Origin of the sequence: Fusobacterium sp. DD2, from assembly GCF_018205345.1 — a bacterium.
Taxonomy (GTDB): Bacteria; Fusobacteriota; Fusobacteriia; order Fusobacteriales; family Fusobacteriaceae; genus Fusobacterium_A.
The window spans coordinates 18271-44430 of record NZ_JADRHM010000012.1 but is presented as its reverse complement, the minus strand read 5'-3'; the positions used below and the strand labels follow the sequence as shown (position 1 = coordinate 44430).

The 26160-nt window shown below is 35.3% G+C and carries 35 protein-coding genes; 32 read left to right on the top strand and 3 right to left on the bottom strand.

Going from position 1 to position 26160, the window contains the following annotated elements:
* Window positions 1-451 precede the first annotated feature (451 nt).
* On the top strand, window positions 452-1795 hold the full coding sequence (brnQ, locus tag IX290_RS03305; protein ID WP_211491787.1) for a branched-chain amino acid transport system II carrier protein: 1344 nt from the start codon (window positions 452-454) through the stop codon (window positions 1793-1795).
* A 196-nt stretch (window positions 1796-1991) separates the two neighbouring features.
* Window positions 1992-3311 (top strand): ATP-dependent protease ATPase subunit HslU, encoded by a 1320-nt coding sequence (gene hslU / locus IX290_RS03300; protein ID WP_249168827.1) that lies wholly within the window; start codon window positions 1992-1994, stop codon window positions 3309-3311.
* Window positions 3312-3603: 292 nt separating this feature from the next.
* Here the strand turns inward: hslU and IX290_RS03295 are convergent, their stop codons facing one another.
* The 3 genes from IX290_RS03295 to IX290_RS03285 all read right to left on the bottom strand — a co-directional run bounded on the left by IX290_RS03295 (window position 3604) and on the right by IX290_RS03285 (window position 5973).
* Window positions 3604-4611 carry a tyrosine-type recombinase/integrase gene (locus IX290_RS03295; protein ID WP_211491781.1) on the bottom strand — a complete coding sequence of 336 codons (1008 nt, stop codon included), beginning with the start codon at window positions 4609-4611 and terminating at the stop codon, window positions 3604-3606.
* A 144-nt stretch (window positions 4612-4755) separates the two neighbouring features.
* Complete coding sequence (locus IX290_RS03290) at window positions 4756-5388, bottom strand: ImmA/IrrE family metallo-endopeptidase (RefSeq protein WP_211491780.1); 633 nt, start codon at window positions 5386-5388, stop codon at window positions 4756-4758.
* 54 nt (window positions 5389-5442) lie between these two features.
* Window positions 5443-5973, bottom strand: a complete 531-nt coding sequence (locus IX290_RS03285; protein WP_211491779.1) for a helix-turn-helix transcriptional regulator — start codon at window positions 5971-5973, stop codon at window positions 5443-5445.
* Window positions 5974-6162: 189 nt separating this feature from the next.
* Between IX290_RS03285 and IX290_RS03280 the strand changes: the two genes are divergently transcribed.
* From IX290_RS03280 to IX290_RS03140, 30 genes are all read left to right on the top strand, one after another.
* Window positions 6163-6381: a helix-turn-helix transcriptional regulator gene (locus IX290_RS03280; protein WP_211491778.1), complete on the top strand. Its 219-nt coding sequence runs from the start codon at window positions 6163-6165 to the stop codon at window positions 6379-6381.
* A gap of 36 nt (window positions 6382-6417) precedes the next feature.
* Window positions 6418-7173, top strand: a complete 756-nt coding sequence (locus IX290_RS03275; RefSeq protein WP_211491777.1) for a phage antirepressor KilAC domain-containing protein — start codon at window positions 6418-6420, stop codon at window positions 7171-7173.
* A 12-nt stretch (window positions 7174-7185) separates the two neighbouring features.
* On the top strand, window positions 7186-7401 hold the full coding sequence (locus IX290_RS03270; protein ID WP_211491776.1) for a hypothetical protein: 216 nt from the start codon (window positions 7186-7188) through the stop codon (window positions 7399-7401).
* A gap of 2 nt (window positions 7402-7403) precedes the next feature.
* Entirely contained in the window at window positions 7404-7607 is a 204-nt protein-coding gene (locus tag IX290_RS03265; RefSeq protein WP_211491775.1) for a hypothetical protein, read from the top strand.
* A 33-nt stretch (window positions 7608-7640) separates the two neighbouring features.
* Window positions 7641-7763 (top strand): hypothetical protein, encoded by a 123-nt coding sequence (locus IX290_RS11740; protein WP_256436430.1) that lies wholly within the window; start codon window positions 7641-7643, stop codon window positions 7761-7763.
* 19 nt (window positions 7764-7782) lie between these two features.
* On the top strand, window positions 7783-8370 hold the full coding sequence (locus tag IX290_RS03260) for a hypothetical protein (protein WP_211491774.1): 588 nt from the start codon (window positions 7783-7785) through the stop codon (window positions 8368-8370).
* Between the two features lie 2 nt (window positions 8371-8372).
* Entirely contained in the window at window positions 8373-8615 is a 243-nt protein-coding gene (locus IX290_RS03255; protein WP_211491773.1) for a hypothetical protein, read from the top strand.
* Window positions 8608-8865 (top strand): hypothetical protein, encoded by a 258-nt coding sequence (locus tag IX290_RS03250; RefSeq protein WP_211491772.1) that lies wholly within the window; start codon window positions 8608-8610, stop codon window positions 8863-8865. Before IX290_RS03255 ends, IX290_RS03250 begins: the two co-directional genes overlap by 8 nt.
* 72 nt (window positions 8866-8937) lie before the next feature.
* Complete coding sequence (locus tag IX290_RS03245; protein ID WP_211491771.1) at window positions 8938-9198, top strand: hypothetical protein; 261 nt, start codon at window positions 8938-8940, stop codon at window positions 9196-9198.
* Between the two features lie 271 nt (window positions 9199-9469).
* Window positions 9470-9886: a hypothetical protein gene (locus IX290_RS03240; protein ID WP_211491770.1), complete on the top strand. Its 417-nt coding sequence runs from the start codon at window positions 9470-9472 to the stop codon at window positions 9884-9886.
* On the top strand, window positions 9886-11034 hold the full coding sequence (locus IX290_RS03235; RefSeq protein WP_211491769.1) for a DUF2800 domain-containing protein: 1149 nt from the start codon (window positions 9886-9888) through the stop codon (window positions 11032-11034). Before IX290_RS03240 ends, IX290_RS03235 begins: the two co-directional genes overlap by 1 nt.
* Window positions 11035-11046: 12 nt before the next feature.
* On the top strand, window positions 11047-11625 hold the full coding sequence (locus IX290_RS03230; RefSeq protein ID WP_211491768.1) for a DUF2815 family protein: 579 nt from the start codon (window positions 11047-11049) through the stop codon (window positions 11623-11625).
* 52 nt (window positions 11626-11677) lie between these two features.
* Window positions 11678-13648: a DNA polymerase gene (locus tag IX290_RS03225; RefSeq protein ID WP_211491767.1), complete on the top strand. Its 1971-nt coding sequence runs from the start codon at window positions 11678-11680 to the stop codon at window positions 13646-13648.
* A gap of 9 nt (window positions 13649-13657) precedes the next feature.
* Window positions 13658-14956 carry a DUF3310 domain-containing protein gene (locus IX290_RS03220; RefSeq protein WP_211491766.1) on the top strand — a complete coding sequence of 433 codons (1299 nt, stop codon included), beginning with the start codon at window positions 13658-13660 and terminating at the stop codon, window positions 14954-14956.
* A 187-nt stretch (window positions 14957-15143) separates the two neighbouring features.
* On the top strand, window positions 15144-15350 hold the full coding sequence (locus IX290_RS03215; protein ID WP_211491765.1) for a hypothetical protein: 207 nt from the start codon (window positions 15144-15146) through the stop codon (window positions 15348-15350).
* A 2-nt stretch (window positions 15351-15352) separates the two neighbouring features.
* On the top strand, window positions 15353-15598 hold the full coding sequence (locus tag IX290_RS03210; protein WP_211491764.1) for a hypothetical protein: 246 nt from the start codon (window positions 15353-15355) through the stop codon (window positions 15596-15598).
* Window positions 15599-15675: 77 nt separating this feature from the next.
* Window positions 15676-15999 carry a hypothetical protein gene (locus IX290_RS03205; RefSeq protein ID WP_211491763.1) on the top strand — a complete coding sequence of 108 codons (324 nt, stop codon included), beginning with the start codon at window positions 15676-15678 and terminating at the stop codon, window positions 15997-15999.
* A 1-nt stretch (window position 16000) separates the two neighbouring features.
* Window positions 16001-16177: a hypothetical protein gene (locus IX290_RS03200; RefSeq protein ID WP_211491762.1), complete on the top strand. Its 177-nt coding sequence runs from the start codon at window positions 16001-16003 to the stop codon at window positions 16175-16177.
* 117 nt (window positions 16178-16294) lie between these two features.
* Complete coding sequence (locus tag IX290_RS03195) at window positions 16295-16831, top strand: hypothetical protein (RefSeq protein WP_211491761.1); 537 nt, start codon at window positions 16295-16297, stop codon at window positions 16829-16831.
* Window positions 16824-17186, top strand: a complete 363-nt coding sequence (locus tag IX290_RS03190; protein ID WP_211491760.1) for a single-stranded DNA-binding protein — start codon at window positions 16824-16826, stop codon at window positions 17184-17186. Before IX290_RS03195 ends, IX290_RS03190 begins: the two co-directional genes overlap by 8 nt.
* A gap of 16 nt (window positions 17187-17202) precedes the next feature.
* Complete coding sequence (locus IX290_RS03185) at window positions 17203-17796, top strand: dUTP diphosphatase (RefSeq protein ID WP_211491759.1); 594 nt, start codon at window positions 17203-17205, stop codon at window positions 17794-17796.
* A complete protein-coding gene (locus tag IX290_RS03180) occupies window positions 17774-18121 on the top strand; it encodes a hypothetical protein (protein WP_211491758.1) in 348 nt (115 codons plus the stop codon). The genes IX290_RS03185 and IX290_RS03180 overlap by 23 nt, the downstream gene beginning before the upstream one ends.
* A 33-nt stretch (window positions 18122-18154) precedes the next feature.
* Entirely contained in the window at window positions 18155-18499 is a 345-nt protein-coding gene (locus IX290_RS03175; RefSeq protein ID WP_211491757.1) for a hypothetical protein, read from the top strand.
* A gap of 16 nt (window positions 18500-18515) precedes the next feature.
* Window positions 18516-20969, top strand: a complete 2454-nt coding sequence (locus IX290_RS03170; protein ID WP_211491756.1) for a virulence-associated E family protein — start codon at window positions 18516-18518, stop codon at window positions 20967-20969.
* A gap of 246 nt (window positions 20970-21215) precedes the next feature.
* The gene (locus tag IX290_RS03165) at window positions 21216-21518 is read left to right on the top strand and encodes a VRR-NUC domain-containing protein (RefSeq protein WP_211491755.1); all 303 of its coding nucleotides are present in this window, start codon (window positions 21216-21218) and stop codon (window positions 21516-21518) included.
* Entirely contained in the window at window positions 21508-22890 is a 1383-nt protein-coding gene (locus IX290_RS03160) for a DEAD/DEAH box helicase (protein ID WP_211491754.1), read from the top strand. Before IX290_RS03165 ends, IX290_RS03160 begins: the two co-directional genes overlap by 11 nt.
* Window positions 22890-23282 (top strand): sigma factor-like helix-turn-helix DNA-binding protein, encoded by a 393-nt coding sequence (locus IX290_RS03155; RefSeq protein WP_211491753.1) that lies wholly within the window; start codon window positions 22890-22892, stop codon window positions 23280-23282. Before IX290_RS03160 ends, IX290_RS03155 begins: the two co-directional genes overlap by 1 nt.
* A gap of 300 nt (window positions 23283-23582) precedes the next feature.
* Window positions 23583-24158, top strand: a complete 576-nt coding sequence (locus IX290_RS03150; protein WP_211491752.1) for a MerR family transcriptional regulator — start codon at window positions 23583-23585, stop codon at window positions 24156-24158.
* The gene (locus IX290_RS03145) at window positions 24091-25935 is read left to right on the top strand and encodes a phage terminase large subunit family protein (RefSeq protein ID WP_211491751.1); all 1845 of its coding nucleotides are present in this window, start codon (window positions 24091-24093) and stop codon (window positions 25933-25935) included. Before IX290_RS03150 ends, IX290_RS03145 begins: the two co-directional genes overlap by 68 nt.
* A complete protein-coding gene (locus IX290_RS03140) occupies window positions 25935-26159 on the top strand; it encodes a DUF6148 family protein (protein ID WP_249168826.1) in 225 nt (74 codons plus the stop codon). The genes IX290_RS03145 and IX290_RS03140 overlap by 1 nt, the downstream gene beginning before the upstream one ends.
* Window position 26160 lies beyond the last annotated feature (1 nt).

Here is a 26160-nt window from a genome sequence, read left to right as displayed (position 1 = left end):
TTTAGAAGTCCTATACAGTAGGGGTGTAGTGGACACACCTGCAAGAATAAGGATAGCTTAACTATCAAACTTCTTTAGAATTACTCTGATGAGTAATTACGAAGCTCTCACCTCTTTAGGTGGTGAGTAGTTCACTATAAGAGAGAGAAATAACCTTTAAATATGAAAGGCTTTTCAAGAGAAAAATGAAATAAAAAAATTTATTGGTGTATATAAATTGAAAAAGACAAAAAAATATTAAATTTCAGTACAAAAATTTAGGACTATTTTATATGAAGTGTTAATTATGTATGAAAGATATTGAAAACGGCCATAAAATATCAATTTATATGATTTTGGGATTGACTGGGTCAGTAAAAGGTGGTATAATTTATCAATCTTATATGTATAAAAAATTGGTATAGTGCATAGAGGAGATAAGTAAATCAAAGGAAAAAAGGAAGTGAGAACAATTTATAAGACAAAAGATGTTGTATTGACGGGATTTGCCCTATTTGCAATGCTATTTGGAGCTGGAAACTTAATATTTCCACCATCAGTTGGTTATGCAGTGGGAGACAGTTGGAAGCTGGCAGCTTTAGGATTTTGCATTACAGGGATTGGTTTTCCGCTCATGGGAATAATCGCTTCTGGATTTGCTGGAACCAAACTGGATCACTTTTCAGATAAGGTATCACCAATGTTCAGTAAAATATTTAATACAGTTTTGATTTTGGCTATAGGTCCTTGTCTTGCTATACCGAGAACAGGAGCAACTGCCTTTGAAATCATGGTAACACCACATGTAGTTGCTGACAATCATTGGATAAAATATCTATTTTTAATTATATATTTTGGATTTGTTCTGCTTTTCTGCTTAAAGGAAAGTAGTGTAATTGAAAGAATAGGAAAGATACTGACACCTATTCTGCTAATAGTTCTTGCTATAATAATCTGTAAGGGAGTTATGACTCCAATGGGAGAGATAGCAGATCTAAATACAGTTAACAATTTCAGATTTGGATTTTACAGCGGATATCAGACTATGGATACTTTAGCTGCAATAATATTTGCAAGTATCATTTTAAAGAGTATCAATTCAAAAAACAAACTTAGTAGAAAAGAACAGTTTACATTTTTATTAAAGGCAAGTGGAATAGCAGTATGTGGACTTGCAATAGTGTATTGTGGAATATTATATATTGGTGCTACTGCGACAGGAGTACTTGAAAATCATGGAACTACACAGCTTCTAAATGCAATAGTAAGACAGCTTTTAGGAGTAAAAGGAAATGCAATTCTTGGTATCTGTGTAGCTGGAGCATGTCTGACTACAGCAATTGGACTTACAGCAACAGTCGGAGATTATTTCAAGAACATGCTTAAAGTAAGCTATAAAAAAGTTGTAATTGTAAATGTGGCAGTGAGCTTTGCCTTTGCTACTTTTGGTGTAGACAGTATTGTTAAGATAGCAGCTCCAATTCTTACATTCCTATATCCAATAGCTATTGTGCTTATCTTCTTAAACTTCTTTAGAAAGCATATAGAAGAAAGAGCAGTGTTTATTGGTGGAGTAATAGGTGCAGGAATAGTTGGATTTATTGAAATGACAGTGGGATTTGCTCCAAGTATAGGAGTACTTCAAAATAGTGATCTTGTAGCTGAAATTATAGCTGCAATGGAAGCTATATATGCAGTTCTTCCTTTAGAAGATTATGGACTTGCATGGGTTTTCCCAAGTATTTTATTTGCAATTATTTTTAAAATAGGAGCCAGATTCAAAAAGGTTCAGGTAGTTTGTAAAGTAGATAGATAATTTTAGAAGGGATTCTGTATGAAGAATCCCTTTTTTGTGTTATTATATAGGGTAGTAAAATATTGATTTTTGATGTAAAATATGCTATTGTTTGATGAATAATTTAAATTATCTTATAATGGTATAATATATGTAGAGAAAAATAGAGAGAAGAAAATAATAGTTTTGAATGAATAGATTCAAGAAGGAGAAAATTATGGAGATAAATAAACATTTAACACCTAAAAAAATTGTAGAAGAATTAGATAAATACATTGTATCTCAGGATGAGGCTAAGAAAAATGTTGCTATATCTCTACGTAACAGAGATAGAAGAAAAATGATAGAAGATGAAAATATGAGAAGGGAGATAACTCCTAAAAATATCATTTTGATTGGATCAACTGGAGTGGGAAAGACAGAGATAGCAAGAAGAATAGCAAAAATCGCAGATGCACCTTTTATTAAAGTGGAAGCTACAAAATATACTGAAGTTGGGTATGTTGGAAAAGATGTAGAAAGCATTATAAAGGATCTGCTAGCAGTTACTATTACAAAGATGAAAGATGCAAAATTTGAAGAGCTAAAAGAGACAGTATATGATTCAGTAATTGAAAAAGTTGCAAAGATAATAAATCCACTGGATAAGATTTCAGATAAGAAATTTGAAGAGGCTAAGGAAAAAATAAAAAGTGGAAAATGCGACGATATGGAAATAGAGATAGAAGCTGTAAGAAAAGACCTTGATTTTCCAATGGTAGAGGTAGTGTCTGGTGGAGACGATGAAAACGCCTTTGACAGTTTCTTAGATCAGATGGCAAACTTAGCTGGAAAAAATAAGAAACTTTATACAACAGTAAAAAAAGCAATCTCAATATTCTTAGAAGAAGAGATGGAGAAAAAGCTTGATTATGATACTTTAGTTCAAGATGCTATAGAAAATGTTGAAAGTAATGGAATTATATTTATAGATGAGATAGATAAGATAGCTGAGTCTGACGGAAACAGTAAGGGAGATGTGTCTCGTCAAGGTGTACAAAGAGATATTTTACCAATAGTAGAGGGAACTACTGTAATGACTAAATATGGCCCTGTAAAAACTGAGCATATTCTTTTTATTGCAGCAGGAGCATTTTCTCAAAGTTCACCATCTGATTTGATGCCAGAACTTCAAGGAAGATTTCCAATTAGAGTAAAACTTAAAAAACTTGAGAAAAAAGATTTTATAAAAATATTAACAGATGTAGAATATAGTCTTTTAGATCAATACAAAGCTATGCTTGCAACTGATAACGTGGATCTTTCATTTACAAAGGCAGGAATTGAAAAGATTGCTGAACTTACTGCTGAGATGAATGATAAGATAGAAAATATAGGAGCAAGAAGACTCGCAACTATTGTTGAGGAAATATTGAGAGAGGTTATGTATGAAGCTCCATATGATGAGCCTAAGAAAATTGTTATAGATCCTAAGTATATAAGAAAGATATTTAAGGATGAAATTCAGGAAGAAAATATAGATAAATTTATTTTATAAATTGTATTTTTGAAAAATAATTTCACTAATCTAAAATAAATTTAAATAAATTATATTTTTCTGAAAAATATCACATGGGCGTCACATTTAGATGTTACTATAAGAGCATAAAATCTTTCCCCAAGATGTTTTATATAGTAGAGAAGCTAGTAGGTATAGAGCAAATGCCCTATTCTACTAGCTTTTTTCATTTTTTGTTACTGTATTATTTTAGATAAATCTGTTAGATACTTGTAAGATTGCCCTTAAATACTTCTCCGTAAGATTACCATAAGATTACCGAAGAGATTATTTAATTAAGCAATTCAACAGCATTTTTTAAATCCTCCAGTTCTTTATGTACATATACTTTATTCGTAGTAGCAATATCTGTATGACCTATGATACGAGTCACAGCCACTTCATTTGCTCCGGCAGCACTTAACATGCTTGCAAACGTGTGACGGGTATCATGTATGGTATGTTCCTGCATAATTGTATTGTTATCCTTACAAAAGGCTATTAAACGTCGTCTGAAGATAGCATACGATACTTCATTCTCTCTATTAATCAGAATATTAAGTAGTAATGTTCTTATTTTAGAATGGACTGGGATTAGTCTGTTCTTTCCTGCTTCGGTTTTACTTCCGGTCCTGATTGTGTTCTCAGTCTGATCATAGTCTTTCAGTCTTAATTTCAGATACTCCTGTATTCTCATTCCTGTGTATATCAACACTATCAGGTGTTTAGCAATTGGAGTGTCTAAGTTATTCCATAAATACTCCCTTTCTTTGTATGAAAATACTTTTCTTTGTATTACATCTTCGTGCTTTCCTATCTCCAGCAAATTGGTTGGATCCTCTGTTACTATCTGCATTTTCATAGCCTGTTTATAAATTCCTTTAAGAATACTCTTACACATACTCTTAGTTGCTGTACTACGTTTTATCCCATCCATAAATGCTTGCAGCTGCATAGGTGTCAAAGAAGTAATCGGAAGATTTTTGATAGGTTCAAAATGGTTGTACTGGTATCCAATATTTTTATATCTGCTTTCTGATACCTTCATTTCCTGTTCTTTCATATATAGCTTATAAACATCATCCACTGTAATCTTTGCGTTGTCCAGCATAGCAGGATCCTTCTGATATGCGATAAGTGCTTCCAGTGCCTCAGCTTTTGTGGCATAATAGCCAATTGTCTTTTGTTTCTGTCGTTCACCCTGAATATTTACACTTGCTTTTGCCACCCAGGGTTTTCTTAATTTTTTAAATTTAGGATTGAATTTATAAACGCATCCAAATCCGTTCGGATTTCTCATAGCTCACCAACTCCTTTTTTATTGTGTTAAAATAAAGAGTGTGGTAAAATATACATATGCAAAACGTGGTATATTATGTATCACACTCACCTGCCTTCCAGTACTGCGGCAACAGTGCTGGAGGGCTTTTTTATTAATTGTTAATTAATTATACAATTCATGATGATTCTCGTCTATCTTCTCCATTAAAAGACCGAAAACACCAATATAGTGATTTTCAATATAATCTTTAAACTGGCCTTCTATAAATTTATCTTTTGGTGCGTAATATAGTTTACTGTAATGATTATAGATATATGTTGCCGGCTTTAAATTTATATTGAATATTTCTGAAATGTTAAAAGGGTTTATTACATCATCTCCTTTTATTTCTTTTAATGCTGTTATCACAGGGAATGGGCATAATAAATTTTTCGCAAATGCATTGGCCTCCTTTTCATACGGATGTTGGCCACTATTATAGTGGATTATATCGTAGTCCTCCTTTTCAAGATGCATCATTAATATGTGACCTAATTCATGCCCTTTACACCATCTTTGAGATCTCTCATCTAATGTTTCGTTATAAACTATCAGATATTTTTTCAAAAGATCATCATAAATAGTAAATGCCTCAGCAGAACCGAAATTCTCAGCTATTTGTTGGTAAGTCATCCCCATTTTTTTACTGAATTTTTTAAAACTCATAGTCTTAATATCAGAGAATTTTTTTATGATACCATCAATGTCAATTGGTAAAGTATCATTGTGCATTATCGTAATTATCAAGTGGGCCAACTGTGTGGCCCCTCGATAATCAGGATTGAATGAGTAAATCAATATCAGTTCCTCCTAATCGTCGTCATCGTCAAAATCGATGTCATTGAAAGCTCTTCTCATTAGATTCTGTAATAGTTGTAAATCATCATCTGACATCTTTCTTGCGTTTCTTGCAACCCATCTGAAACGCTGTGAAGCAGGTTTAAAGTCTAACAATTCAAGTGTGTCACCTTTTTTATTGTAAAGATCTATTATGTCCTGCTCATGCAGTGTTCTCACCTCCATACCATCTTTTGTGATTATGTAGTTTCCAGATTGATTAATTTCCTCGATTCCTAGTCCTAAAGATTTAATCTTGTCAATTGCTTTGTTTAATAATTTTGAGTGTCCATCCTCAGGATCTGCATCCCAACCCATCAGATATTTTGGGGAACATTTTAGTACTTTTGCTAATGGTACTATTTTATCGATTCCCATATTTTTGACGTCATTGGATTCGTATCTTGAAATTAAACTCTCAGAAACTCCCAACTCCTTGGCCACATCTTTTAGTGTTAAACCTAGCTGTTTTCGCCTGTGTCTAATCAACTCGTTGACCTTCATAATTCCTCCTTTATGATCTCATTCCCTCATAATAATTATATTATAAAACTTGCAAATATGCAAGTTTTTTTATGCGATTTTATAATATTTTTTGAGTATTTTCAAAAAAGCCGTTGACAAAGAATTTTTTAAATGTTATGATTAACTTACTTGAGGAAACTCAAGAAAGAATAAAAACGAGGTGAGGACATGATTAATGTGCTTAAATTGAAGGCTAAATTAAAGGAGCAAAATTTAACACAAGAGGCAACTGCAAGATTATTAGGTATCAACCCTTCTACATTCAATAAGAAAATTAATGACGTAAAAGGTGAATATATGACAGTTGAAGAAGCTTGTAAGTTAAAGGAGATACTTAATATATCAAATGACGAGGTTGACTTATATTTTTTTTGCCAACTAACTTGAGGAAACTCAAGAAAAAGAATTAAGGAGAGTGATTGAATGAATCAATTAATTAAAATCGAGGAAAAAAACGGAGAACAGCTAGTAAGCGGTAGAGAATTACACGCATTTTTAGAAGTTGGGACACAATATTCTAAATGGTTTGAAAGAATGCGTGAATATGGTTTTTCTGAAAATATAGATTATATAGCTATTAGTCAAAAAAGACTAACAGCTCAAGGTAACGAAACTACTTACATTGAACACTTTTTGAAAATAGCAATGGCGAAAGAAATATCAATGATTCAAAGAAATGAAAAGGGCAAACAGGCAAGAGAATATTTTATCAAATGTGAAGAGGCTTGGAATAGTCCTGAAATGATTTTAGTGAGAGCTACTCAAATTTCAAATAGAATGCTTGATTCTTATAAAAATGAAATTGAAACTTTGAAACTTGACAACAAAATAAAAGACCAGCAGATCCAGGAGCTGAAACCAAAGGCAACTTATTATGACTTGATATTACAATGTAAAGATTTGCTGTCAGTAACTGAGATAGCTAAAGACTATGGAATGAGCGCTATGACCTTTAATAAAAAGCTACATGAGTTAGGAGTGCAGTTTAAGCAGTCAGGAGTTTGGTTCTTATATCAAAAGTATGCAAGCTATGGATACACACAGACCAAAACTCAAAACTACAACAGACCTGACGGAACTCAGGGAGTAGCAACTCACATGTATTGGACACAAAAAGGAAGATTATTCTTATATGAATTTCTAAAAGGCCAAGGAATAGTTCCAATGATTGAAAGATAGGAAGGTGACTAGATGAAAGCGACAATAATAAGCATAAAAGAAGCCGCTGAAATAATTAACATTCCTGCCGACACATTTAAAGAAATGCTGTGTCGAGCTCATCGGGGCAGCACAGAAAATCGCTGGTTAGCAGATATAAGTCTTTGTGTGTTGGGAGAAAAACGGAATACATATTATGTGCTAAAGGAAGCACTTCTAGACCATTTGAAACTTAAAAAGGAGGATTAAAAATGATCTATATAATTCTATCGGATTATGGATATGTGACACACTGTTTAATGGGTTTTCAGGACGGAAAAAAAGCAGAAGAGTATCTAACTAAATTGAAAAATGAGCACCCTGGCATGCAATTCAGAATAGAAAGTATTGAATTGTGGGAAGACCTAAAAGATGAAATTGAAAAAAAATATGCTGTAAAAGCAGTTGAAGTCTAAGAACTTGAAATCACTTAGGAAGGAGGGACTTGAATGAAACAATTATCAGACGGAAGATGGCAAGTAAACATAAGAGGAGAAATATTTACTTACAGTGCCGATGACTTTAATGAAGCCTTGGCACTTGCCTGGCAAATTGCTGAAGACTTGAAATAGGAAGGGGGAAATAAAAAAAATGAGATATAAAAATTCTAATACCTCAAAAGGCTATGATATTATACCCGAATATCCAGAAGGGGTTAATCATGATGACCCTCAAGATTTTGAATACTTAAACTGTGAGGAAAAGGCGATATTGCTAGATTGGTGTAGTCAGTTAGGCAAAACGCATAATATGAATAGGCAGCACCATTCTTATGGCTTAAAACACGTATTCGAAAGATCTAGAGATGGATTCTACATAACTAACGGGACGTTTAAAGGGGCAATGCTGAAACTGGGATTCAGGCACGAAAATGTGCAAAAAGATGGCATGAATTGGTATTTTAATTACTCTGAGATTGACCTAAATTTATTAGAAAATGGCGTTAATATCTTCAGATTGAAAGAGCACATATTTAGTTTTTTATATGAATATTTGATATTTAATGAACTGGCCATATCTAGAAAAGAATTTTTTAGCTGGATGGAACGCTGTGATGGAGCTGCAGGTGATAAGATACTCCACGAGTTTAAGACTGCGACTCTCGACTTAATCAGACGCCCATCCACATCAATCGAATGGAGTCAACTTATAAGCGATATAAAATCAAAGGAGGATTAAAAATGGAAGGATTAAAAATTATGAGAACAGTAAATGCTATCTTAACATTTGAAGACTCTGGGATTATTAGTGACTGGAGCATAGACCGTAAGACTAATACCTGGAAGGGATACTTTAGCATCGGGGCGGATCCAAACGCATACTATCTGATGACTGGAGACCTACTAAAAACTACAGAAGATACATTACTGGACATGATTGGTGAAATACAAAATATGCAACTGGAGGAGGATATATGTGAATAAGACACATGAAATGAAAAAGGAATTTAAAACAGAATTAAAACTTACCATTCTAGTTAAAGACGGGACTCTCAATGTAAATTTTGGAGCGGGTGGCGACATAGAATCCACTGACAATCAAGCAAAAGAATTTAGGAATATTATGCTTCATGCCATATCAGAAAAACTAGGGTACAGTGAATCCTTCGTGAATGAATTTATAGGGTACTTAGATGAGGACTGTAAAATCACAAAATCAGTAATAAAAAAATGAGCCTTCTGCTTGGGGAAGCAATCAGGCTCGTAGCAAATAACACACTTTAATTATACCATTTGGAGGATAAAAATGAAAGCGAAAAAAGTAATCGAAGTAACTCGGGAAGATCTGGCTGAATTTTATAGTTTTACTTATAACAATGGAATATTTCTGAACTGCGATGAAATATATAACAATTCACTTTATTTGAATGGCACACCTTGCAACTGTCTTAGCTGGGGCACTGAAAAGGAACTTGCCAGTGATGAAGTGCTTAAATTAGTAGTTAAGATGCTGAATGTCTTAGTGTTATCAGATCATGAATTGATATTTAAAGAGGAGGAAAATTAGTATGGAATTCACATTTGGAGGATTTGAAGTAACAACTTCTAAGGAAGCAGTAAATTTTGTTAAGTCTTTAATTGAAATAATGTGAAATATTTGTACCGAAGAAATATCAGGTAAAAACATGATGGTATTCATAGGAGTCGGAACAAGTTTAGCCGCAATCCCTGAATTTGCGAAAGAAGAAAAAGATTGGGAACATTATAAGTTAGTACTTATTGAGTTGTTAGATACATATCAATTGAAAATAGAAAATACTAAAAAGGAGGATTTATAAATGATTAAAATCGAAATAACTGGAATCACTGCTGGAGAAGTAAAAGCTGAATTAAGAACCTTATTAGATATTGAAAAGATAAAGGTATCGGAAATATCTAAACCTACTGACTTGGAAGTACATACAGAAGAACACAAGACTATAGTACCAGCACAGAAAGTAGAAGCAGATTTAAAGGCTCCAACAGTAGAATCTAAACCGGTAACACCTATAATACCTACAGTATCCAAAGCTTATAGCGTAGAGGACTTACAGAAGATGGCTCAACAACTTATGGCAAAATTAGGCGGAGATAAGACAAGAGAAATCGTGAAAGAGATTCTTGTAAAGTACAATGTTGCAGCACTAACTAAACTAGAAGGAGAACAGTTGGGTCAGGTAGCGGAAGAACTTAAAGCGTTAGGAGCTGATGCGTAATGGCTCACGCGCTCCTAGGTCCTTCAAGTGCAGAAAGGTGGATGGCCTGTCCACCTTCTGTATTACTGACAAAGGACATGCCTAATGAAACTAGTGATTTCGCACTGGAAGGGACTGTTGCCCACGCAGTATGTGAGAATAAACTTCTATCTCTATTAGGCAAAATAACAGAAAAGCAATGCAATAGTGAAATTGAAAAACTTAAAAAACACCGTCTTTATGACAAGGAAATGCTGGATCACGCAGAAACTTATACTGATTTTGTAATGGAACAGGTATATGCTTACACTAATCCATTTGTGGCAGTGGAGCAAAAGATTAAATTTGCCGACTACGTTCCTGATGGTTTTGGAACTGCTGACTGCCTTCTGGTAGGAGGTCAAACACTTCAAGTAATTGATTTCAAATATGGTAAAGGTGTTGAGGTAAGTCCTGTGGAGAATAAGCAAATGCTTCTATATGCATTAGGAGCATGGCTGTCTATAAATCTATTTTACGATATAAAACACATAAAGATGAGCATTGTGCAACCTCGTATTGGCAATATTGAAACTTGGGAATGCGACCTAGAATATTTACTCCAATTTGCAGAAGAGGCTAAGAAAAAAGCAGCACTAGCGGTAAAAGGAGAAGGAGAATTTAATCCAGGCGAACACTGTAAATTCTGTAAAGCTAAAGCAACATGTAGGGCACTAGCCGATAAGAATATGGAGCTAGCTAAATTTGAATTCAGAAAACCACCAGAGCTTACACCAGAAGAAGTTGGGGCGATACTTGAACAAGGGAAACAACTTCAAGACTGGATTAAGGGACTACAAGACTGGGCATTACAAGAGTGCCTGAATGGAAAAGAGGTTCCAGGATGGAAGGCAGTTAATGGAAGATCAGTAAGAGAATTTAAAAATACAGATGATGCTATAAAAGTGCTTACTTCGAATGGAATTGATGAAGCACTACTTTATAAAAGAACAACTTTGACACTTGCTCAGATGGAGAAGGTCATTGGGAAAAAACCGTTCAATGATTTAGTTGGTGATTTAATTATCAAGAATCCAGGTAAACCAACTTTGGTAGCTGTGTCAGATAAAAGACAAGCTATTAGTAATGTGATTAATGCAGTTGATGAATTCTCAGCTGTAAATAAATAGGAGGAATTGAATATGGCAGATACTAGAATTATGACCGGGAAAGTACGTTTAAGTTATGTACATTTGTTTGAACCTTACGCGCCTACTGAAGGGCAGGAAGCTAAATTTAGCACTACTATTTTAATACCTAAATCAGACACAGTTACCATGGGTAAAATTCAAAGCGCAATAGAGGAAGCAACTAAACAGGGAGAACAAAAGCAATGGGGCGGAAAGAGACCACCAAAGGTTGCCAACCCACTACATGACGGTGACGGGACAAGACCAAGTGATGGGATGGAATATGGTGAGGAATGTAAAGGTCATTGGGTTATAACTGCAAGCTCAAAAGCTGATAGAAAACCTGGCATAGTAGACAATCTATGCAACCCAATAATCGACCAAACAGAAGTATACAGTGGAATGTATGCTAGAGTAACAATAAACTTCTTCCCATATGCCGTAGGCGGCAAAAAAGGGATAGGATGCGGTCTTGGAAACATACAAAAGCTTGCCGACGGAGAACCATTATCAAGCGCAGGAATCAAAGCTGAAAACGAATTCTCATCTGTTGAGATTGACCCTATCACAGGAGAGATTATAAAAGCATAACTTTAAGGGCAGTTTAAATACTGCCCTTTCTTTATTAAGAGGAGGAATATGAATGCTACATCATTTAAACATAGATATAGAAACCTACAGCAGCATTGACATTAAAAGCGCAGGAGCATATAAATATGCGTTATCTGATGATTTTGAAATCCTATTATTCGCCTACAGTATTGATAATAACGAAGTACAGATAGTAGATCTTGCACAAGGAGAAAAGATTCCAACGGAGGTACTTAACTTCCTGAAAGATGAAAGCTATGTAAAACATGCTTATAACGCTGCATTTGAATGGTGGTGTCTGAATCAGGCAGGATACGAAACACCATTAGAACAATGGCAGTGTACTATGATTCACGGGCTGTATTGCGGATATTGTGCAGGACTGGGTGCAACTGGTAAGGCACTAGGATTAGCAGAAGATAAACAGAAGCTAAATACAGGACTTGCGTTGATTAGATATTTTTCTATACCTTGTAAACCTACTAAGAGCAATGGAAAGAGAACGAGAAATCTTCCCGAACACGAGCCAGAGAAGTGGGATCTATTTAAAGAGTACTGTGTGCAGGACGTTGTAACGGAGATGGAAATAGCTAAGACACTTGCACCTTTTCCAGTTCCTGATAGCGAATGGGAACAGTGGCATATGAACACAGAAATGAATGCCAGAGGAGTCAAAATAGACACAGACCTTGTAAGAGGTGCTTTGATGATTGATGACATGAGTAAATCTGAGTTGATGGAAGAGGCAAAACGGTTAACTGGACTAGAGAATCCAAATTCTACACAGCAAATGATTAACTGGCTGAATGGAAAAGGAGAAGAGGTGGACAACCTAAGGAAAGCAACTGTTAAAGCCCTACTTCAAGATAAATTAGATGGAGATGTAAGGAGAGCACTGGAGATCAGACAAGAGCTTGCCAAAACATCCGTAAAAAAATATCAAGCCATGGCGGATGCAATCTGTGAAGATAATAGAATTCGTGGGCTGCTGCAGTTCTACGGCGCTAACCGGACTGGTAGATGGGCTGGAAGACTGGTACAGGTACAGAACCTACCTAGAAATTACATCGAGACCCTGGACATGGCAAGACATCTTATAGAAAAAGCGGACTATAAAGGAATTGAAATGATATACGGGAATGTTCCTGACACCTTGTCACAACTAATTCGTACAGCTTTCATTCCATCCACTGGGCATGTGTTTGTTGTATCTGACTTCAGCGCAATTGAAGCCCGTGTAATAGCTTGGCTAGCTGGAGAAAAGTGGCGGATGGAAGTTTTCAAGTCCCACGGGAAAATCTATGAAGCATCAGCTGCCCAAATGTTTAATGTCCCACTGAATACAATTGTAAAAGGGCATGAGAATTATGCTTTGAGGGCAAAAGGAAAAGTAGCAGAACTGGCATTAGGGTATCAAGGATCTGTTGGAGCATTAAAAGCAATGGGAGCCGATAAAATGGGTCTAACAGATTCAGAACTTAAAGACATTGTTAATCTCTGGAGAAAGAGTTCACCTAATATAGTGCAACTGTGGTATGACCTTGAAAATGCTGCGCTGGATGTAGTTGAGAATGGTACAACTGTAAATCTTAAGTGCCTAGTTTTAAAAAAAGAAGTTAATCTTCCTACTGGTCAAATATTTTTAACTGTTGAGCTTCCATCAGGACGGAAATTATATTATCCAAAGCCTTCCCTACACGAAGGAAAATTCGGACAACAGTTTTGTTATTATGGAGTAAATCAAAATACGAAAAAGTGGGAACAGATTGATATGTATGGTGGAAAGCTTGTGGAGAACGTTGTGCAAGCTATAGCTCGGGACTGTCTGGCTGTTACTTTAAAAAGGTTAAAAGATAAAAAGTGGGATATTGTATTCCATGTACATGATGAAGTTATTTTAGATGTGCCTGACACTGTAAAACTGGATGATGTTGTTAACCTCATGAGTCAGCCTGTTGAATGGGCTCCAGGATTAGTATTAAACGCTGCCGGATTTACCGGTAACTATTATATGAAGGATTAGGAGGAGATTATGGTGCGAAAAATCAAACCCCGTAAGCCTAGAGAAATAAAAATAAATGAAACAAAAAAAGTTAAACCAGCACCTATACCATCACAAGCAGAGGTTCAGGAACTAGAAGCAAGAACTCATTTAATGAATTTAAGTGTAGTGACTGGAAAACACAAAGCTATCTGGGATAAAGAAATAAAAGAACACGATGGATACTTAAATCCTTACTATCGCGGCTTAATTGGCAGAGTTAAAAACCTGACTGATAAATTATACGAGGAGTTATATCCGGATTCAGATGATGACGATGTTGAAGTAACTCCATATATCTCTGCACTGATGGTTAATTATGTGTCTGTGTGTGCTCCAGCTTTTGGGAATCCTATTCCTGAAAGTAAGGATGACCGAGCACAAAGATTACCAGCTGGATTTATGGGAAGTATATCCGTGTGGGCTAAACTGATTAGCCTACTAAGTGATAATAGGTTATATCCTTATTTTATTAAAAGAAAGAAAGAAGAAGAACTTGCGAAGATAATAGACCTATCAGTCAAGTATATGTGCTATCTAGCAAGAGATATCATGTTTAAAGAAGAAATGATTAAAAGTTGGGAGGCAAATATGGGAAGAAAGTTTGAGAAAGGAAGAACCTTAGACAAGGATTTTGAAATGGTTAAAACAAAACCAAAAAAATCAAAGGGAGAAGAATTTTTGGAAAAGATTTTTAAAAACGATATGAAGGAACTTGATGATCTGGAAAAACAAAACAAAAACAGAAAAGTAGAGGAGCTTAAAATGGAAGAAAAAGCTGTTGAAAAAGATATAAAAAACGTTAAATCCGAAGAAAAAACCGTTAAAACTATTAAAAATGATGTTAAATCTGTTGAAAAAATTAAAAATTGCGATGATCCTGTTAAACCAAGCCATTATGTACTAGCTAACGGGTTGACTGCTGGAGATGTAATTGAATTCACTATTAAAGACTGTAAAGGTAGAACTGCTTGGAAGCTAGGAACTGTAATAAAATACTTAGTCAGAGCAGAAAAGAAAGCAGGAGCTATAGACTATCAGAAGGCACAGGAATATATAAATATGATTTTAAATACAGATTATTGGAGAGAAGAGCTCATCATGGCTGAAAACTTCAGAGAAGAATTTGAAAAAGAATATGGTAAGAGCTGGTTTAGCGTTATGTATGGAATAGCCGAGGATATGCAAGGTGGACAAGCATTAGCCCTTAACGAAGTATTTGAATGCATAATGACTGGTAGATTAGAGGATGCTAAGAAGAGAATACAGGACGTTTTATCATTCAAATAAGACAGAAACCATATAAGAAAGTTTAGGAGATTGATGTATATGGAATACCTGATATTTATTATTGCACTCACATATCTGATTTGTTACTTATGCTATGTGAATGATATAAACTTAAATTTTTATCAAGTGTATGCGGTTGTTCTTGCAGCCGCTGCACTGAAATATTTTCTATTATAGGAGGAGCAAAATGTTACTGAAATGTATTTTTATGAATGGAAATTTGAGAATTTTCAACCTGAACCAATGCGCTGAAATATTTATAGCTGAAAAAGAAATAAAATTGGATATGTTAAAAGGCTCAGATTGTGTAACTTCAGTTTTAAAGTCTGGATATGTGCTTAACTTTGATGAAGTGAAGAGCCAAATCTTAAAGCTAATCCAGGGAGTTGAATAGGCATGAGGCAAATAAAAACAGTTAAAAGTAATGCCGAATCAATAATTGAGAGAGAAACTCAAAAAGGATACACATGTATAAAGCAGCAGGACCATTTCTTTACTGATGAAGTTGTACTTAGTTTTGTAAAAAGTTATGGAGATTACTATGTTGTTGAAGAATGTGATGATATAGATGAACTCGAGTTAGTACTGAATTATTATCACGATGCTGGATATCAGGTAAGACCTACAAAGTTACTGAAATAGCAGGATTTACTACTAAATAAAATGGTTAGGTGGTAGTAAACTAATAGATTACTACCACCATATAGGGAGGATTAAGCATGAAAATATGGCAACTTATTATACTAATAATGATTATCTTAAGAATTTTTTTTATTTGTATATGCTTCAAAGATATTAATAAACAAAACTATAAAGGTATGACAATGTATCTGAAATACTACAAGAAAACAACTGGAAAAATTAATGCTTTTTATTTAATTATATTCCTAATCGAGATAGCTGTGATTGCAGCAGTTGCAGAAATGATAAATGATCTATTTGAAAAAATGTTTTGGTTTATGGATGAGAAAATACGTAAACTTACTGATAAAACATATAGATTAATTTTTTCAAAGTTTGAACCTGAAGAGGGGGATCAGTAGAATGGTGATGAAATTCTTAATTGGAATATTTATAGGAGTAGTTGTATTTGAAATTGGTTACGCTTTAGTCTGTGCTTTCGATTTTTTCTTGGAGATGTGGCGCAATGGGTTAGGAAGCCTAGTAATACTCGCAATAGCCCTTATTGCATGTGGAGTATTAGGGGCTATCTTATTATGATGGAAGGATTAAATGGATAAAAGATATAAGCAACTATTCACAATAATAAAAACAAATTGCGCAATAACTAGCTTTAATACGGCATGTTCTGGAGCCGTGTTATATTTGCTACTCGGTGTGTTTGCCTTACCTCTATGGACTAGCATACTGAAGTTAGTTAATTACTTATCTGATTTATATAGATGTAAATTACAGGAGCAACTGGCACACCATAAGATTCAATTTTTAAATCATAAGTACTTGACTATCCAATGTATTGAAACAGTGACAACAGTATTTGCCTATATAATATTACTTTGGAATTTAGAATTTGGATTAGTACTTATCTTACTAAGTAATGCATTAAACGCTATTACCAGAGCATACTTCGTAGCTTACAGTACTCTAGTAGATGATGCAATTACAGGTAGAAAAGCAAATAACAGAACAGAGTTTTATGCAAGACTGGATAAAGTAGCAAATCAAGCAGCTATCGTTGGAGCGCTTGTTAATGCCCTAATTTATTATACAGGTTTTAAATTAGGTGTGAATGAGATTGAAATTTATTATTTCTTTTGCTGTTTCTATGCTACCACTAAAATAATTGATTTAGTGTGTAGCTTCGTAGAAAAAAAGGAAATAGATAAGTTACTGAGGAGGAATGAAATTGAATAATGTAAATTTAATCGGGAGACTTACTTGGGATCCAGAGTTTAATATGTCACAAAGTGGATCTGACTATTGTAAATTTTCAATTGCTGTAAATAGGCCTTTTAAAACAGACGAAGCTGATTTTATAAAGTGTGTAGCTTTTGGAGTTAAGGCGGATATTATAAAGAAATATGTCCATAAAGGAGATCGTGTTGGTGTAAGTGGAAGGTTACAGATGGGAAGATATAAAATCAAAGATGAAACCAGAATAACTTACAGTGTTGTAGTTGAAGCGATAGAATTATTAAGCCCTAAAAATAAGGAAATAGCTCAAACTAATAATGATAGCTGGGACGATGAGGACTTTCCATTTTTATAGTGTTAGGAGGTAAAAAATGACATTTATAGGATTACTTAAATTACAAAGTGATTTAGAAATAATAATAGAATCAGAGCGGAATAACGGATTTACTCCACGAAAACGAGATACTAAAGATATAATCTTAGGACTTGATGACGAACTTCAGGAATGGCTTAAGGAAGTTCCAGAGGCTTTAAATTTTAAGAATTGGAAGGAGAAAGAGTATTCATATGATGATGAGGTAAAAGAATTTGCTGACATATTATTTTTTATACTCCAGCTATTTAATAAATTTAACATGACACCAGTTAATGATTTACTTGAATTATGGAGACGCCAGGATGCAGTACTATATCAGGAAGTCGATTACTTAAAAAAAGAAGATAAATACAAATTGATAATGGAACTTGTTTTCCAATTGAAGAAGACATTGTATGCTCCTATAAATGATAGATTTAAGTATTTAATGGAGATATTAAGACTTTACATGTTAATAGCTGAGTATAGGGGATTTAGTTGTGAATTAATTGTCAGTACTTACCTATCGAACTGGCGAAATAATACAGGCCGAATTGATGGGGATTGGAGCTTGAAGGGAGAGAATAATGGAATCAAAAATCTTAAATAAATCAGAACTGAAAAAATTATATACTTTAGTCGATATTGCTGAGAATAGAAAAGCCGTAGACACTGTCAGAGCAGCAGGAAATATAGTTTTAGGATATAAAGGAATGTACACAAGTGATGGTTACAGACTGGCATGGTATCATGGTTTTTACTTCGATACTGATATAAGTATTCATTATAGAATAGTAAAAGCAATTAAAGTGATAAATCCTGAGTGGATTAAGATTACAGTAGATAAAGATATAACAATTGAACTAATGAAAGAAAATAGTATTTTTACAACTATAAAAACATCTATAGACTGCCCGGTATTAAAGTTGGATTAGCTGGAGAAAGCAAAAGCAAATTATACAGACTATATGGATATCCAACCGGACGGATTCATAAAGGTACTAAAAGAATTTTCAAAAGTGTCCGGCATAGTTAGATTATGTGTAGACAGATCAGGAGGAGCACTGGAGGCTGTGAATGATGAAAACACTAAAATAATTGAAGGACCAGTTGAAGTCTTATGTGCATCGACACGGCCACTTAAGATTTCATTCACAAATAAATATATACTCAAGTACATGGAACGAGTAAAAAAATGTAGAAATATAAGATTGTACTTCACTACATCGAGCCAATTTGTATATGCAGAAGAAAATCAATCTGATGGTATATATGAATTTGTACTAATGCCTGCAGCACCATTATGTGATTAAGGAGGACATAAAAAATATGGTAAATAATAGACTGCTGAAACTAGCACTAGCTACTAACAGATTCAGCAAGAGCTGGAAAACTATTGAAATGAGCTGGGCAAGTTTTGTGGATAGAATAAGCAAACCTATAGTTACAGAAGAAACAATTACAACTTATATGCGTCTTTCTAAAAAAGACCAGGACAATCTGAAAGATGTGGGCGGATTTGTCGGGGGTAACTTATCAGGCCCTAACAGAATTAAAGAAGCCGTACACTCAAGAAGCTTAATAACTTTAGATATGGATAATATGTGTCTGGGAGATGATACTGCAGTCCTGAAAACTTTAAATGCACTAGGTTGTGGATATGCAGTCTATAGTACTAGAAAGCACAGCAAAATTAAGCCAAGATTGAGAGTAATACTTCCATTGGCTTATGATGTTACTCCAGATGAGTATGAGCCAATAGCAAGAAAAATTGCTGAAATAATAGGAATAAAGTATTGTGACCCAACTACTTTCCAAGCGGATCGGTTAATGTATTGGCCGAGCCATTCCAAAGACTCTGATTATGTTTTTACTTACGAAGATAAGCCTATGGTAGATGGTAAGGGTATTTTAAAAATGTACGCAGATTGGAAAGATATAACTTCTTGGTCAGTAATTCCTGGATGTGAAAAGCTTTACGAGAATATGCTGAAAAAACAAGAGAATCCAACTGAAAAATCCGGATTGATTGGAGCATTTTGCCGAAGATACGACATAAGAGAGACTATAGCTGAATTCCTACCTGATGCGTATACAGAAACTGATATACCTGACAGACTAACTTATTCAGGTGGATCCACATCAGCTGGAGCTGTAATCTATGGTGACGGTTTATTTTTATACTCTCATCACGCAACGGATCCATGCTCACAGAAGTTAGTTAACTCTTTTGATTTATTAAGGCTGCACAAATTTGGACATCTTGATGAGGAAGCAGATCCGAATACTCCAGTTAATCGTTTGCCAAGCTGGAAGGCTACCATGGACTTCATAAGAAAGAATACAAATGTGGCAGATGACTTATTAGTTGAGAATATAAAAACAGCGCAAGAGGAATTTGCTGAGAGTATGGAGTTTATAAACGGCGGGATTGATACAGCTGAAGTGGTACAAGAAGGAGAGGTTGTACACGATACTGAATGGATGAAACAGTTAGATGCTGGAGCTGATGGAACAGTTGCTCCTACACTTCCTAATTTATTAATCATATTGGCAAACTCTCCTGAATTAAAGGGTAAAATATTCACCGATACCTTCTCCAATAGAATGATGGTTGAAGGTGCATTACCTTGGGATAATAACACCGAAGAGAGATTATGGACAGATACTGATGATGCTGGTATACGTTGGTATCTTGAAAAGATTTTTGATATAACAGGAAAAAGCAAAATCGAGGACGCAGTAAATCTTACAGCTAAGAACAACGCAAGAAACTCTGTGGAGGAGTATCTGAAATCACTTGCGTGGGACGGAGTTGAAAGACTTCCAACTATGTTTGTGGATTATTTAGGATGTGCAGATAATGCTTATACCCGTGAAGTTGCTGAGAAAACAATGATTGCAGCTGTAAAAAGAGCTGTATCAAATAAGAGTATCAAGTGGGATACCATGCCCGTAGTAATAGGACCTCAGGGTAAAGGTAAATCAACATTCTTACGGAAACTTGGTGGAAACTGGTACAATGATTCGTTGGTAACCTTTGAGGGTAAAGAAGCATGTGAGATTATCCAAGGGAGTTGGATCGTAGAGGTTGGAGAACTAACAGGATTGAGGAAGTCAGAGAAGAACGCGGCTAAACAGTTTTTAAGTAGGCAGGAAGATATATTCCGTGAAGCTTACGGAAGACGTACTAATATATATCCAAGAAGATGTGTATTCATCGGGACTTCGAACGATGCTGAATTTTTAAATGATGAATCTGGAGGAAGACGTTTTTGGCCGATTGATGCATTTACTGGTAAAACTAAAAAATCTATATTTGATGACCTGGATGACGAAGTAGAACAGTTGTGGGCTGAGGCATATAATAAGGCATTGGATAATGATATAAGTCTATTATTAGGAGAAGAGGCAAGTGAATTAGCTAGAATAGAACAGGAAGAACATAAAGAAGGTAATATGAAAAAAGGTTTAATCCTGGATTATCTGGATAAGAAACTTCCAGAGAATTGGTACAAGCTGGACCTGTATACAAGGAGGCTAATACTTGATGAATATGACGAGCGTGTTCAGGATACCTGGGTGGAACGTGATAGGGTATGCGTAGCTGAGATATGGGAAGAAGCTTTAAAAAATGATAAGAGATTCATAAAACCTATGGACAGTCGTGAGATTACTGCCATCATGTCTAACCTAAAGGACTGGGAGCGCATAAAAAGCACAGCTAGATTTGGAAGTTATGGCATACAAAAAGGATTTAAAAAGTGCAAACCGGACGTGTAAATTTGTAAACCAAGCAAATGTAAACCCTTTTCTCCAGTTTACGCACTAGTTTATAAATTAGTTTATACATGTAAGTATCAATTATAGCAGTCTTAAATTAATTTGTATACTATGTAAACTAATATGTATATAGAGTATAAATATAGATATAATAGGGGAATATATAGTAATACCTATACGCCTAATACGCCTGTATATAGATATATATAGAGAGGGTTTATATTTACAAGGGCGAAGGAGGACCTAATGAGAATTTCAGAAAAGCAGATAGAAGATTACTTGAAAAAAAAGGTAAAGGACTCGGGAGGCCTGTGCATAAAATGGACCAGTCCGGGAACAGCTGGAGTACCTGATAGGATAGTAATTTTAAATAAAAAAGTCAGATTTGTGGAGTTGAAAGCACCAGATAAGAGGAATAATCTTTCAAAACTTCAGAAAGCTGTTATTAATAAAATAAGAAAATGCGGAGTGGATGTGTATATTTTGGCAACTTATGAAGAGATAGACAACTTTATTGAAACCTTGGCAGGTGATGTAATTGGAATTTAAACCACATAACTATCAGAAATATTGCATTGAGCGTATGATCCATGACGATAAGTTGGGGCTGCTACTTGATATGGGGCTGGGTAAAACTATTATTACACTTACAGCTGTACAGGATTTAATTTATAATCGTTTTGAAGTCAGTAAAGTTTTAGTTATAGCACCTAAAAAGGTGGCAGAGGCAACATGGTCAGATGAAGTAGAAAAATGGGACCATCTAAAATTATTAAGAACTTCATTAGTTCTTGGTAGCGAAAAGAAAAGGCTTGAAGCTTTATCAGTCAATGCAGATGTTTATATTATCAATCGTGAGAATGTAGTGTGGTTAGTGGAGCACTACAAGACTGAATGGCCCTTTGACATGGTAATTATGGACGAGTGGAGCAGCTTCAAGAATCCACGGGCTAAACGTTTTCGGGCATTGAAAGTCGTACGACCAAAAATAAAAAGAATAGTGGGATTGACAGGAACTCCCACGCCGAATGGACTCATGGATTTATGGGCACAGATGTATCTACTTGACCAAGGTGCGAGATTAGAAAAGACTATTTCAAGGTATCGGGAAAGATATTTTGTTCCAGGAAGACGTAACCAGATGGTAATTTTTAATTATGAACCAAAAACAGGAGCAGATGAAGCTATCAGAAGAAAAATATCAGATGTATGCATATCAATGAGCGCACAAGACTATTTGGAACTTCCTGATATAACTTACGAGAAGATTCCAGTAGTTTTAGACACCAAAGCACAAAAAGCATATGATGAACTTGAAAAAGAGATGGTGTTGGAGGTAGCAGATCAGGAAATAAATGTGGCCAATGCTGCAGCACTGTCTAATAAATTACAGCAATTAGCGAATGGTGCGTTGTACGATGACAATAAAAATATTGTTGATATACACAACTGTAAAATTGATAGATTTTTAGAACTTATGGAGGAGCTTAATGGCAAGCCGGCTTTAGTTTTCTATAATTTTAAACACGACCTTATAAAATTACAAAAGGCCTTGAAAAAGACAGACTTAAAAGTCAGATTATTGGAGTCGGTTCAAGACCAGCAGGATTGGAATAATAGAAAAATAGATGTACTACTTGCACATCCTGCCAGTGCAGCTTATGGGTTGAATCTCCAAGCTGGAGGAAATCACGTTGTTTGGTTTGGATTAAACTGGAGTCTTGAGTTATATCAGCAAGCCAATAAGAGATTACACAGACAAGGACAGCAGGAGAAAGTTATCATACATCATTTGGTAACTAAGAATACCAGGGACGATGATGTGATGGAGGCGCTGGAGTGTAAAGGAGATGTCCAGGAAGCACTGCTTAATAGTTTAAAAGTTAGAATAGATAAGTATAAAAAAGGGGGAAGATGCTGATGCATTTTAAATCGGTATATGAATACGACGTTGAAATCAGCAGTCTCATAGAAGCTGTAGAGGAGGTGAAGAGTACTCTGGATGGACTTAAAGCTATTCGGTATACTAAAGGACTGACAGGTGAAGGGCCTGTATCTACTGACAACGGACTGACTTCTAAGATTAAATGGATTATGGATCAGGAGGAGAAAATAAGTAATCTGATAAATGCCCGTATTAATCTGATGGAGAAAATAGAAAAATTACCTTCGCCAACTTGGAGAGCTATATGCAGATACAGATTAGTAAAAGGCTATACTTATGAAAGGATAGCTGAAGAAATGCAATGCAGTAGAATGGATGTATATAGAAAGTTTAAAAGAGCAGTGAAGGAGCTAAAAAAAGCAGAATAAAAAGTTTTGGGAAAAATGTTATTGTTTGTTACATTACATATAAGTATAATGATAGTATGGGCAGTGCGAGGGAAGACGTACTACCCATTCATAATAATCCTCCACTTTTATGTTTAAAGAATGTGAAGGGTATAATAAAAAGAGTCAGTTGCTAGGGGTAGTCGCTGACTCTTTTTATATACCTGGAGGGAAAAAGGTACTGTGAGAGGAACTAAAAAGCTTGCGGGTCTTGCGAGTCCCAAACAAGCGACCGATTTCAGAACAAAAAAATCCGAGTTCCGTTCCAAAGGAGGTGACCAGATGGAGATTAAAGAAGGGGTATTAATCAGGGGAGTAGAGTTGGCTAAAATTTTAGGCATAACAGACCGATATGTCAGACAGTTAGCACAGGAAGGAACATTTACAAAGAAAGGAAACAAGTATTATTTCCTGGAAAATGTTCAAGCTTATGTGGAGTATCAAAAATTGTCGAATAACGGAAATGGAGACCTGAAAGAACTCAAGCTTAAGAAGGAAACTGAAAAGCTTGATAAGGACATTGAACTTAAGAGCATAAAGATAGCAGAATTAAGAAATGAACTTCATGAAGCGGCCATAGTAGAAAAGGTTATGACTGGCATGCTGCTCAATCTGAAAGGAAAATTGCTTTCAATACCAAATAAGGTAGCTCCACTGGTTGTTGGATGTGAAAACTTGGGAGACATACAAAGTATAGTTATGAACAGTATAGAGGATGCATTGCTGGAATTAAGCGCATACTCTAAAGAAATGTTTATGAATACAAATTTGGTACTGGAGGATGATGAAGATGACGGAAAAGAAAAAAGCCGAAGTAACAAGACAGCTAAGTCTAAGCGGAGAAAAAAAGACCGTTGATTTGTTTGCTAAAATCTTTCAAGTTCTCAAGCCACCGCCAAAATTGACAATTGACACCTGGGCGGATCAGTATAGAATCCTTAGCTCAAAAAGTTCTGCTGAGCCAGGACGCTGGAGCACTGATAGGGTACCATACCAAAGGGAAGTAATGAGAGCTATATCCGACAAGAAAACTGAAAAAGTTGTAATGATGTACGGAGCACAGCTATCTAAAACAGATATACTGTTGAATGCCTTTGGATACTATACTGATTACGACCCGGCGCCAATTATGTTTTTACTGCCAACGCAAAGCATGGCAGAAGATTTTTCTAGTACAAGACTGGATGATATGATTCAAAGTACTCCACAACTTCGCGATAAAATTCAAAGCGATGATGGTAGAAATACAGTACTTCAGAAAGAATTTCCGGGCGGATATATAAAGTTGACCGGTTCAAATTCTGCAACTGAGTTATCAAGTAGACCAATCAGGATATTACTTGCAGATGAAATTGACAGATTTGTAGGAGATGTCCAGGGAGAAGGAGATCCGTTGAAATTAGCAATGGAAAGAACTAAAACCTTCTGGAATAAAAAAATAGTCGTTACGAGCACGCCTACAGTTAAGGGCGAAAGTCGTATTGAGATGGAGTACTTAAATTCAACTCAAGAGGAGTATTATGTTCCGTGCCCAAAATGCGGCGCATTACAAAAGCTACAATGGAAAAATATCATATTTGACCCAGTAGGGCATAAATGCGAAGAATGTATGGAAGTATCTAATGAGTATGAGTGGAAGAAAAATTTAAGATTTGGAGTTTGGCAGACAGAACTGGAGAATCTTCAGGACTATAGTATTAGAGGATTTCATATATCAGAGCTATACAGCCCATTTACTACATGGGATTCAATAATAAAGAAATTCAAGGAAGCAAAAGGAAATGTACAACTGATGAAGGTATTTACAAATACATCTTTGGGTGAAACCTGGGAAGAACGTACAGAGAAAATAAACTTTCTTGATGTTGCAAATAGAAGAGAAGAATATACTGCTGAAATACCAGACGGAGTTAAAGTACTTACAGCAGGAGTTGACGTACAGGATGACAGACTGGAGATTGAAGTAGTCGGTTGGGGTGAAGGAGAAGAAAGCTGGGGTGTCTATTATAAACAGTTCTTTGGATCACCAGCTTCGCAGGATGTGTGGAATCAACTTGCTAGATATTTGGATACTGAGTTTAAGTATGCAGATGGTGAAAAAATAAAAATTCTGTGCACATGTGTAGATACAGGTGGGCACTATACTCAGGAAGCTTATCAGTTTGTAAAACCAAGAGAGCTGTGGAGAGTATTTGGGATAAAGGGTCGTGGAGGTGATGGAGTGGCATTCATTTCAAGACCATCACGGACCAATAGGATGCGTATACCTTTATTTACAATTGGAGTAAATACTGGAAAGGAAACAATCATATCAAGATTGAAGCTTAATGAAGATAATCCTGCTTATATGCACTTCCCTAAAAATCCAGAACGTGGGTATGATGATGCATACTTTAAAGGATTGACATCAGAAGTAAAAACTACAGTTTGGCAAAAAGGAGTTAAAAAGACTGTATGGAAACTTATAGGAACTAAACGTAATGAACCATTAGACTTGAGAAACTATGCATACGCAGCATTAAAGATAGCAAATCCTGACTTAACACAGACTTATACAGTTGGGAAGATAGAGAATGCTGCAAAACCAGTGCAAAGACCACGAGTAAGGGTTATATCGAAAGGAGTGAAAATATAATGGCTAATCATACAGAAAAACAATGTCTTGAGATGATAGGACTATACAGAGAAGCAGAAATAAAAGTCTTATCAGGCCAAAGATATAGAATTGGAACTAGAGAACTTGAAAGAGCAGATTTAGCTGAGATTCAAAAAGGGAGAGCTTATTGGGAAAATGAGCTACTTAAAGTAAGAGGCAAAAGAAGAAGAGGAGCAAGAAGGGTAATACCTAGAGATTTATAAA